Consider the following 9,800-nt stretch of genomic DNA (forward strand, 5'->3'; position numbering starts at 1 on the left):
TTCCTGCACTCGCGAAGGGAGCCGGTCCTTGGCGGCCGGCTTCCCTTCTCTTCTTATTAATAATGTCGGTATCCGTCACTTGCCGGAAGATTCGACCATCGATTGGGCGACCTTGACCATGTCTTCCTGCGGAAGGTCGGAAGTCGTCAAGCGGTAGACGACGCCTTCGTACGTCCAGGTGAGCGACTTCGTCGTCTCGTCGTCCACGAGCTCGCCGAGAGTAAAGCCGAGATCCAGCATTAACCCCTTGTTCAAGGAGACGGCTTGGTCCTTGGGCATCGACTCCAGAATCGTGAAGTCGTACGTGCCGGTGTAGCGCAGCATGTATCCCGTCGAATCGGCGAGCTGGATGCTGTCGTCGATATCCTTCAGCACGACGCCTTCGGGAAGCGCGTCCGGATCCGGCTCGATGAGCGCGAAGGTCTCCTCCGTCTGCCCGCCGTCGGCCGTCCCTTCGCCCGCTTCCGCTCCCGTCGGCGCGTCCTTGCCGTCCGTCGTTTTGCCGGAGCCGTCCCCGCCTTTCGTTCCGTCCGCCTTGTCGCCCTGGTTCCCGGAGGAAGAGCTTCCGTCCGGGGACGAGCCCGCGTTCGGAGCCCCGACCATGTTCTGCTGCATGTCGAATGCCGACTTGTCGAACTTCTTGCCGAACTCGAAGCTGTTGAAGTTCACTTCGACCATCAGGGCGTTGTTCGTATCCGTCACTTCCACGTGGCGGGGAGCGTAGTCCGTCTTGGCCAGCCATATTTTCTGCCGCGCGAACGAACCGTTCTGATAATTGCCCGCCATCACGTCGAAGACGTAAGAATCCTTGTCGGTCGTGAACTGCCTGGAGTTGTCGAGCACGATGCTCTGCAGGAGCGTCTGGTACAAGTACACCTGGCCCTGGTTCTCCGGCCAGTCGCTCTGGAACCGGTAGCTCTTGTTCAGGCGCGGAGTGAGCACGAATACGCCTTGGTCGTTGCGAAGCACGATCTGCGTAATGTCGCGTTGAGCGTTCGTCAGCGCGATCCGATAATAGGACGGCTTCTGGTACCACACTTCCACCTTGTACGTCAACGGCTGCTGCCCGGTATGGAGAATCATCTCCCCGCTGCCCTGATAACTTTCCAGCTTCCCTGCCACCTTGTTCAAATCCTTCACGACCGAGTCCGCGTTCTTGCTGCCTCCGCAGCCCGATAGCAAGGCTACGACAAGCACGGCGACGGACGCGATCCATGGGATTCGACGACGCATGAGCTCCACCCCTCTGCACAATGGTTAATCCATGGTTCATGTCTATGAGGGGACTTGACCGATTATGCAGACGAGTTCCGGCTTGGCTAAGAGACGGGCCGGGCATGGCCAAGACGAGGGGCCGCAAGGGGGAACGAGGCGACGGAGGGACAAATTCGGCCATGGCGAAGAGGCAAGCCGGGAGGCTTGCCTCATGGCATCGAGCAGAGCGTATCGCCTGCCGAGCATATCCCCTCATGCGAATCGTATGAGCGCCACTCTGTTCCGATCTGCACCGAAGCGGCATCGAAGCTCTTGCGGCGTTGGCGGGGACGTCGGCTGTCCCCCGGGGCCGCGATTCCGCTTTTACGACTTGTAGATCAACGTCAGCACGAACGCCAAGAAGGCGAGAATGAGGAAGCCGTAGAAAAAATAAGCGAAGAAGCGGACCGGCTTCGGCATCGCGCCGAGATCAGCCCGCTTGGCCGCGACTCCCAGCACCGTCCGGTTGTACTCCGTCAAGTCGTTGAAGGAATTCGTCTCCTCGGCGTACGGATCGCGAACCTCCCGCGAGGCTTGGGTCTCGTGGATTCTCATAGGCGAACGCTCCTCTCCCCGGCTTAGGCTGGACCGGTCTCTTCACCATATGAAACGCGCCGCTGCCCGCTAAAGTTCCGATTCCGCGCCCCCGACTTCCAAAATTCGGCGTCTCCCTTGTAACATCCGCCCTCCGCCGCGCGTCCATACGGATAAGAAGGAATAGTTGAATAAAGGGGGGCGTCTTATGACGATAAGAAAAAGAAGAGCGCTGGCGACGGGGTTGATGGCGGCCTTGCTCGCGACGACGGCGGCGATAACGGGATGCGCGAACAAGGAGAAGGAGAAGGAGAATCCGCCGGAGACGGCCGAGCGCCGGTATCAGGCCGCCGATCTCGACCCGCGGACGGTCGCCGCTTCGAACGCGTTCGGCCTTAAGCTGTTCGAGCGGCTGCGCGAGGCGGAGCCCGGCGCCAACGTCTGGGTATCTCCATTGAGCGTCTCCTCGGCGCTCGCGGTCGCCTATTCGGGAGCGTCCGGGAAGACGGCCGAAGCGATGGCCGGGACGCTCGGGTTGGGCGGCCTGTCGGCCAAGGAAGCCGGAGACGGCTACCGGAAGCTGCTCGATCTGCTGAACCGTCCCGTCGATCCCGGCATCGGCATGGCGACGGCCAACTCCCTCTGGCTGAAGGAAGGAGTTCCGTTCCGGGACGCCTACCTCCAAGATGCCGAGGCGGATTACGGGGCGGAGCTGCGCACGCTCGACTTCGCGAAGAAAGCGGACGCGCTGAAGGCGATGAACGGATGGGTGAAGGAGCGGACGAACGGGAGAATCCAGAAGATCCTCGAAGACATCGATCCCGCCGCGGTGCTGTATATCTTGAACGCGGTCTCCTACCGGGCGGCCTGGACGAAGCCGTTCAACGCAAACAACACGGAAGAGGCGAAGTTCCATGTGTCGGAGACGGAAGCCATTCCCGCCATGATGATGGCCCAAGGCGGAACGTACGAATACGCCGAGACGGACGATTACCAGGCGATCCGGCTTCCTCTCGGCAAGAACGCCTCCGCCGCGTTCGTCGTGCTGCTGCCGAAGCCGGGCGTCACGCTCGGCTCCCTGACGGATAAGCTCGCGGACGATCCTGCGCTGCTGACGGCCGACTGGCCTCGTAGACTCGGCCAGATCGAACTGCCGCGATTCCGCGTCGAAGACTCGTCCGAGCTGAACGACTCGCTGAAGGCGCTCGGCATGGGAGAGGCGTTCGACCCGAAGCGCGCCTCGTTCGCCGGCATCGCTCCGGAGCCGCCGAACCTGTACATCGGCCGCGTGCTGCACAAGACGTTCCTCGACGTTAACGAAGATGGCGTCGAAGCGGCCGCGGCGACGTCCGTCGAGATGCTGGCCGGCGCGGCGCCCGCCGAAGACCCGTTCCGGATGACGGTCGACCGGCCGTTCGTCGCGGCGATCGTTGACGCGGAGACGGGAGCCGTGCTGTTCGTCGGCGCGGTCGCGAATCCGGGCGGGGACTAAATCCGTTTCTTTTCCGATAAAATAGAGGAATTAAGAAACCTTTCCGCGCCGCGCCCGTAGTTAGAGGGAGCGCATTAACGATTCCGCCAGCAGATGAGGGAAGTCCATGGGAACGATCCGCGATTTTTTTGCTTTGCCGATGGTCCGAAGAGTGGTCGTGCTGCTCTTGTTCGCTTTGCTTATTTTCAGCCTCAGGGACATGCTGAATACGATTCTCCTGCTTTTCCTCGTTACGTTCGTGATGAACAGCTTCCAAGGCTTCCTGACGAAGCAGATCAACAAGCTATTCCCGATCCACTCGAACGTCGTCACTATCCTTCTGTACGTCATCATCATATCCGGCATGGTCATCGGCATCACCAATTACGTTCCGAAGATCATCAACCAGGTCTCCGAGCTGTTCAATAACATTACCCGCTTCCTCAACTCCAACCAGGGGAACGAAGTCGCGGCCCAGCTGACCGAATTCCTGAACAAGGCCGATTACAAGGCGTACCTCGATCAGGCGCTGCACTACATCACGAAGCTGGGCAAGTGGCTGGAGATCATTCTGATCGTCATCCTTCTAAGCCTCTTCTTCCTGCTTCAGAAGAAGCAAGTCGCCCGGTTCACGCGCAAGTTCAAGAGGAGCAAGATCGGCTGGATCTACGACGAGCTGGAATACTTCGGCCGGAAGTTCGTGGCGTCGTTCGGCAAGGTGATCGAGGTGCAACTGCTCATCGCCCTGTTCAATACGGTGCTGACGATGCTCGGCCTGTGGATTCTCGGATTCCCGTATCTGTTCGCGCTGACCATTCTCGTCTTCGTTCTGAGTCTGATCCCCGTCGCCGGCGTCATTATCAGCTTCATCCCGATCGGGCTCATCGGCTACCAGACCGGCGGCTTGCCGCTCGTCATCTGGACGATCGTCATGATCATCGTCATCCACGCCCTCGAGACGTACCTGCTCAACCCTCGCCTGATGGCGCACAAGACGAAGCTTCCGATGTTCTACACGTTCGTCATTCTCGTCTTCTCCCAGCACTACTTCGGAATCTGGGGACTCATCATCGGCATTCCGATCTTCATGTTCCTGATGGACCTGCTGGACGTCGATCCGACCGACAACAAGGAAGGATAGAACGAACCTCCAACGATCGGCGGAAAAGCAAAGCGCCGCCGCCTCGCCGGGCCGTAACCCGGGCGAAGCGGCGGCGCTTCTTATGTTCGTCGCGTCGCGAGACTACACTTTGAACCGGTAGCCCGCTCCCCATACCGTATCGATGTATTGGGAACGGGACGGATCGAGCTCGATCTTCTCCCGGATCTTGCGGATATGGACCGTCACCGTGGCGATGTCGCCGAGCGAATCGAGCCCCCACAGCTGCTCGAACAGCTGCTCCTTGCTGAACACCCGGTTCGGGTTCGAAGCGAGATGCGTCAGCAGGTCGAATTCCTTCGTCGTGAACGGCACTTCCTTGTCGTTGACGAATACCCTCCGCGACGCCTTGTCGATGAGCAGCCCCCGGATCCGGATCTCCTCCCGCTTCTGCCCGCCTCCCGACAGCCGCTCGTACCGGGCCAGATGGGCGTTCACCCGGGCGATCAGTTCGTTCGGGCTGAACGGCTTGACGACGTAATCGTCCGCGCCGAGGCCGAGCCCGCGGATCTTGTCGATGTCCTCCTTCTTGGCGGACACCATGAGGATCGGGATGTCGAGACGCTCGCGCAGCTTGCGGCAGATCTCGAAGCCGTCCACGACCGGCAGCATCAGGTCGAGAACGACGAGGTCGAAGCCGCCTTCGAGAGCCCGCGCCAGTCCCCGGTCGCCGCTCGTCTCGATGTGGGGCTCGTATTTGTGGATCGTCAAGTAGTCTCGGACGAGCTCCGCCATGCTGATATCGTCTTCGATGATAAGGATGCGCTTCATGCCGTCTGCCTCCCGTCCGTTCTCTTGCGAAGGGTAATCATGATAACCGTCCCCATCCCCGGCTCGCTGGCCGCGGACAGCGTCCCGCCGTGCTCCTCCACGATGTGCTTCGCGATGGCCAGGCCCAGTCCGCTGCCGCCGGTATCGACGTTGCGGGCGGTGTCCTCGCGGTAGAACCGGTCGAAGATGTACGGCAGCGCTTCGGGCGAGATGCCTTTGCCGTTATCCTTGACCAGCACGAGGTACACCTCCCCTTCGTCCTTCAGCTCCAGCCAGATCCGCGCGTCTTCCTTGTCCGAATACTTCACCGCGTTCTCGATGACGTTGACGAACACCCGCTTCAGCTTCTCCCGGTCGGCGACGACGAGGGCGGAGCCGGGCGGAATCTCCGAATCGTAGCTGAGCTTCACGCCGCGCTTCTCCACGTCCATCTGCAGCTCCTCGGCGCAATCCCGCAGGAAGGAATCGAGGTTCACCTCTTCGAAGTGGAACGGAAGCCCCTTGAGGTCCAGCTTCGAGAACAGGAACAGCTCGTCGATGAGGCGGTCCATCTGGACGGTCTTCCGGTGGATCGTCTTCACGTACCGGTCCAGCATCTCGGGCGAGCTCGTCACCCCGTCCATAATCCCTTCCACGTAAGCGCGGATCGACGCGACCGGAGACTTGAGATCGTGCGAGATGTTCGAGATAAGCGACTTGCGGTTGTCCTCGTACTGAAGCTGCATGTCGATGGACTCCTTCAGCTTGACCCGCATCTCCTCGAACGCGACGGCGAGCGCGCCGATCTCGTCCCTCGACTCCTGAAGGACCGGGTTGGAGAGATCGCCCTCCTTCATCTGCTCGGCCGCGCGCTTCAGCGAGCGAAGCGGCCGGATGATGCTGCGGGAGACGAAGTAGGTCAGAACGCCGTTGACGACGACGAGAATGACCAGCAGCGCGATGAAGAACATTTTCGAGAACTTGGCGGCGATCTGGCTGAAGACGTTGAAATTAAGCAACATATAATAACTGCCTTTGGTGCCGTCGGATAACGTAAAATCGTATTGGCGGTCGATCATCCAGTCATGGTCGCCGACGTCCATGCCGTCGAACCGCTCCCTCCAATCGCTTCCGAACGCAGGCAGGTTGCGGTCGATGTCCGTATGTTCGAGATTGGGGGATGCATACAGCGTCTCCCCGTTCAAGCGAACGATAAGCCCCATGCTGATCTTCTTCAGCCGGTCGCTGTACGCTTGCATCCGCTCTTGATCCAGCAAGGAATTCGGATCGCTCTCGATCCGGTACCGGATGTCCGCCGCGATGTCCGCCTCCTGGCCGATGACCGCGGCGAACGGGTTATGGCGCCGGTCGTCCAGCGAGAACGCCGACCACAGATCCCCGAGCGCGATCGAGGCGATGACGACGAAGGAGATCGCCAGCAGGATGAGCGGAATGACGAGCATCGCCAGGTAGGACAGAATGAGACGGAACCGGATCGACATGGGGGCTATTCCTACCCTTCTTTTCTATCGAAAATCGTATAACCGAGCGCATAAAACACTATACCGCAACCCAGCAGAAAGTTAAATACGTTGACGAGCTTGCCCACGGAGACGGAGCTGCCGATCCACAGCGTATACCAATCGGTGTAGGAGGTCGGCGCGTAAGCCATGTAGGAGGGGAAAACGAAGCCGACCAGCTTCGCGGCCGCGTACAGCAGGATGCAGACCGCCAGCGCCCCGCTCGCGTTCTTGAAGCCTTGGGCGACGAGGGCGGCGGCGGCGCACAAGGTGAGCATCGGCAGAGCCGCGGCCGCATAGGCGAGAGCCGCCGTTCCGAGTCCGTTCAGGGCCGAGCCCGAAGAGGGGAGGAACAGGGAGGCGAGCGACGAAGCCGCGAGCGAGAGCAGCAGCTGTCCGGCGACGATCGCGAACAGGGCGAGCAGCTTCGCGGCGAAGATCTTCCCGCGGCCGACCGGACGCGTCAATACGGAGCGGATCGAGCGGTCGCCGAACTCTCCGGAGAACGTATCGGAGGCGAGCATGAAGATCGTCAGCGGAATGAGGAACAGGGTGAGCCCGTTCAGAACCGAGATCGCGTATTGATCCTGGGCGACGCCTACGACGCCGAGCCCGTTCTGCAATTGCCGAACGATCGGCAATCCGATGAAGGGAAGCAGCGCGCTCAGAAGCAGGAAGAACAGCGTCTTCTTCCTCGCCGTCAGCTTCGCCAGTTCGTTAATGGTGCATGCCTTGAGCAATCTCATGCCCGCCAGCTCCTCTCTCCGCCCGGATTCTCTCGACGAAATAACTCTCCAGCGACTGCCCGGACTGTTCGCCGAGCTCCGCCATGCTTCTCTCCTGAATCAGCTTGCCGTTATGGACGATGCCGATCCGGCTGCACACCGTCTCCATCTCCGACAGGAGGTGGCTGGATAAGAAGAACGTGATGCCTTCCTCCCGAGCCAGCGAGCGGATCAGCTCGCGCATCTCGATCATCCCTTCGATGTCGAGCCCGTTCGTCGGTTCGTCCAGAATGAGCAGCTTCGGCTTCGACAGAATGGCCGAAGCGATGCCGAGCCGCTGCTTCATGCCGAGGGAATAATGGCCGACCTTCTCCTTCTTGTTGGCGCCGAGACCGACGAGCTCGAGCGCTTCGTCGATCCGCGACCGCGGCAGCTCCGGGTACAGCCGGGCCGCCAGCTCGAGGTTGCGGTACCCGCTCATGTATTCGAACGCTTCGGCTCTCTCGATCATGACGCCCACCTGCCTCATCGCGTCCTCGTACCGTTCGGCGACGTCGTGCCCGAACAGCAGAACGCGGCCCCGGTCCGCCCGGATGAGACCGGTCGCGATCTTCATGACCGTCGTCTTGCCGGCGCCGTTCGGCCCGAAGAAGCCGTAGACTTCGCCCTTCTCGACCCGCAGCGCGATGTTCTCGACGCCTCGTTTGTTTCTATACGTCTTCGTTACGCCTTGAATGTCCAGTACCGTATCGCCGTTCATCCTGCTTGGCCTCCTCTTGGTCGGAGAGAGCGGCCGCTGCGGCCGCTCGCCGTCCGATTGTTGGCATTCCCTTCCAGATCTCCGAGCGATCCTTCGCGAATCCCCGAATCCTTCGATTAGTCCTCGAAGCGGGAATGCTCGATCGTGTTCACCTTCTTGCCGGCCAGGTCGACGGCGTCGGGCTTCGTCTCGCCGATGCCGGAGAGGCCGATGTCCGCGGTGACGACGAGATCGTGCTCCGCTCCGGAGACATCCTTGCCGGAGATCTCGAATTCGACCGTCTGGCGAACGATCGCGTCGTTCTCGTCGATCGTCGCTTGCAGCGAGACGGAGTCGATGTTGACGTCCTGCGACAGCTGCGGAAGCTGCGGATCGAGCTTCGCCAGGTCGAATCCGAGAAGCTCTTGACCGAACGCGGCGTGATCCATTTGATCGTCCGAATGCTTCCCGCTCAGAGCTTCCTTGATGAGCACCGAGCCGATGACGTTCGCCGCCGCCGGAATCCGCGAGCCCGTCAGCTCCACGCTGACCGTCTTCTTGCCGCCTTCCCCGTTCTTCAGAATGAAGTCGTTCTTCAGGTTGCCGACGAGCGCGTCGACGATCGTCTCGATTCCCTTATGGAACTCGGGATCGAACTCTCCGTCTTCCCAGTCTTCGTCCTTATGCGGACGGCCGGACTCTTGGATGACGTTATACGTGTCGCTGTCCGCGGACTTGACGATCATCCGTCCGTCCTGATGGTAGAAGTCCACCTTCGCCGTATCGGCGCCCGCATGGATGCTCGCGCTGCCGCTGAGCGCCTGGGACGCGCGGTCTTCCTTGACCGTCGAGATCACGCGGAAGCGCTCGTTGCCGTTGTCGCGAACCGAGAGGCCGACGCTCTGCGTGGCGTTCTCCGCCGTCGCCGTCGCTTTGAGCGCCGACTTGTAGGCTTCGTAACCTTGGGCTCCTCCGACGTCCGCGAACGCGGATGTGACCAGCAGCGCGCTGCCCAATGTCAACCCGGCTCCTACCATCATCACTTTCTTCTTCATTCTCTTATTCCTCCTCGATCGTTGTCGGTCTTGGCGGCGTCTCTTGGCTGCCTGAATTCATGTTAACCGCCGAATCTAAAACCCCGAGAAAGGAAAATAAATCCGGGATAATCAAAAGATTAATAAAATATAAACTTTCGGCCGGGGGCGGAAGCCGGGATGATTCCGCCGCGCCACGACGGACGCCGTCCGCCTGCGGACGCCTTCGTCGGCAAGCGTCCAAGCAGCCGGTCCCCCTTCTGAATTAGCTGTAATAAAAGGAAGGGAGGGAGATCGCTTCATATGCCTAAGCGTCAAGACAAGATCGAGGGACAGGCCAAGCGGCTGGCCGGACGTCCCGTATGCGTCGTGCTGAAAGACGGAAGCCGTTACGTGGGGAGGATTCAGGGGATCGAGAAGGGAGAGCTCGTCTTGTCGGGGGTGAAGCTGAAGGCGCCGAGGATGGGCAAGTCCTCTCGCGCCGGCAAGGCGAAGGTGTCCGGGCTGTTCCCGGACTTCGGGTTCTCCCCGTTCGCCTGGGCGGGCCCGTCCCCCGCGGGAGCCGGGGCCGCGGCCGCGACCGGGGCGCCGGCCGGAGCCGGCGGAGCGGCAGG

9 protein-coding genes and 1 pseudogene are annotated in these 9,800 nt (G+C 60.9%); 3 read left to right on the plus strand and 7 right to left on the minus strand.

Going from position 1 to position 9,800, the window contains the following annotated elements; translation table 11 throughout:
- Positions 1 to 75 precede the first annotated feature (75 nt).
- Positions 76 to 1,233 carry an outer membrane lipoprotein-sorting protein gene (locus H7B90_RS31305; protein WP_185139835.1) on the minus strand — a complete coding sequence of 386 codons (1,158 nt, stop codon included), beginning with the start codon at positions 1,231 to 1,233 and terminating at the stop codon, positions 76 to 78.
- Between the two features lie 345 nt (positions 1,234 to 1,578).
- Positions 1,579 to 1,809: a hypothetical protein gene (locus H7B90_RS31310; protein WP_185139836.1), complete on the minus strand. Its 231-nt coding sequence runs from the start codon at positions 1,807 to 1,809 to the stop codon at positions 1,579 to 1,581.
- Positions 1,810 to 1,996: 187 nt separating this feature from the next.
- Here H7B90_RS31310 and H7B90_RS31315 point away from each other — a divergent pair, with 187 nt between their 5' ends.
- Positions 1,997 to 3,280 carry a serpin family protein gene (locus tag H7B90_RS31315; protein ID WP_185139837.1) on the plus strand — a complete coding sequence of 428 codons (1,284 nt, stop codon included), beginning with the start codon at positions 1,997 to 1,999 and terminating at the stop codon, positions 3,278 to 3,280.
- A 106-nt stretch (positions 3,281 to 3,386) separates the two neighbouring features.
- The gene (locus tag H7B90_RS31320) at positions 3,387 to 4,400 is read left to right on the plus strand and encodes an AI-2E family transporter (RefSeq protein ID WP_185139838.1); all 1,014 of its coding nucleotides are present in this window, start codon (positions 3,387 to 3,389) and stop codon (positions 4,398 to 4,400) included.
- Between the two features lie 102 nt (positions 4,401 to 4,502).
- Here the strand turns inward: H7B90_RS31320 and H7B90_RS31325 are convergent, their stop codons facing one another.
- The 5 genes from H7B90_RS31325 to H7B90_RS31345 all read right to left on the minus strand — a co-directional run bounded on the left by H7B90_RS31325 (position 4,503) and on the right by H7B90_RS31345 (position 9,207).
- A complete protein-coding gene (locus H7B90_RS31325; RefSeq protein ID WP_185139839.1) occupies positions 4,503 to 5,189 on the minus strand; it encodes a response regulator transcription factor in 687 nt (228 codons plus the stop codon).
- Entirely contained in the window at positions 5,186 to 6,670 is a 1,485-nt protein-coding gene (locus tag H7B90_RS31330) for a sensor histidine kinase (RefSeq protein ID WP_185139840.1), read from the minus strand. Before H7B90_RS31330 ends, H7B90_RS31325 begins: the two co-directional genes overlap by 4 nt.
- Positions 6,671 to 6,681: 11 nt before the next feature.
- The gene (locus H7B90_RS31335) at positions 6,682 to 7,434 is read right to left on the minus strand and encodes an ABC transporter permease subunit (RefSeq protein WP_185139841.1); all 753 of its coding nucleotides are present in this window, start codon (positions 7,432 to 7,434) and stop codon (positions 6,682 to 6,684) included.
- Positions 7,406 to 8,173, minus strand: coding sequence for an ABC transporter ATP-binding protein (locus H7B90_RS31340; RefSeq protein ID WP_185139842.1), 768 nt, complete (start codon positions 8,171 to 8,173; stop codon positions 7,406 to 7,408). Before H7B90_RS31340 ends, H7B90_RS31335 begins: the two co-directional genes overlap by 29 nt.
- A 116-nt stretch (positions 8,174 to 8,289) precedes the next feature.
- On the minus strand, positions 8,290 to 9,207 hold the full coding sequence (locus H7B90_RS31345; RefSeq protein WP_185139843.1) for a hypothetical protein: 918 nt from the start codon (positions 9,205 to 9,207) through the stop codon (positions 8,290 to 8,292).
- A gap of 282 nt (positions 9,208 to 9,489) precedes the next feature.
- Between H7B90_RS31345 and H7B90_RS31350 the strand changes: the two are divergent.
- Positions 9,490 to 9,800 (plus strand): annotated as a pseudogene (locus tag H7B90_RS31350) (hypothetical protein); the annotation flags it as partial.

The organism is Cohnella xylanilytica (assembly GCF_014212175.1).
In the GTDB taxonomy this organism is placed as follows: domain Bacteria; phylum Bacillota; class Bacilli; order Paenibacillales; family Paenibacillaceae; genus Cohnella; species Cohnella xylanilytica.

Coding starts and splice junctions, on each gene's coding strand:
- H7B90_RS31305 (WP_185139835.1), bottom strand. CDS start 1,233: ATGCGTCGTCGAATCCCATGGATCGCGTCCGTCGCCGTGCTTGTCGTA.
- H7B90_RS31310 (WP_185139836.1), bottom strand. CDS start 1,809: ATGAGAATCCACGAGACCCAAGCCTCGCGGGAGGTTCGCGATCCGTAC.
- H7B90_RS31315 (WP_185139837.1), top strand. CDS start 1,997: ATGACGATAAGAAAAAGAAGAGCGCTGGCGACGGGGTTGATGGCGGCC.
- H7B90_RS31320 (WP_185139838.1), top strand. CDS start 3,387: ATGGGAACGATCCGCGATTTTTTTGCTTTGCCGATGGTCCGAAGAGTG.
- H7B90_RS31325 (WP_185139839.1), bottom strand. CDS start 5,189: ATGAAGCGCATCCTTATCATCGAAGACGATATCAGCATGGCGGAGCTC.
- H7B90_RS31330 (WP_185139840.1), bottom strand. CDS start 6,670: ATGTCGATCCGGTTCCGTCTCATTCTGTCCTACCTGGCGATGCTCGTC.
- H7B90_RS31335 (WP_185139841.1), bottom strand. CDS start 7,434: ATGAGATTGCTCAAGGCATGCACCATTAACGAACTGGCGAAGCTGACG.
- H7B90_RS31340 (WP_185139842.1), bottom strand. CDS start 8,173: ATGAACGGCGATACGGTACTGGACATTCAAGGCGTAACGAAGACGTAT.
- H7B90_RS31345 (WP_185139843.1), bottom strand. CDS start 9,207: ATGAAGAAGAAAGTGATGATGGTAGGAGCCGGGTTGACATTGGGCAGC.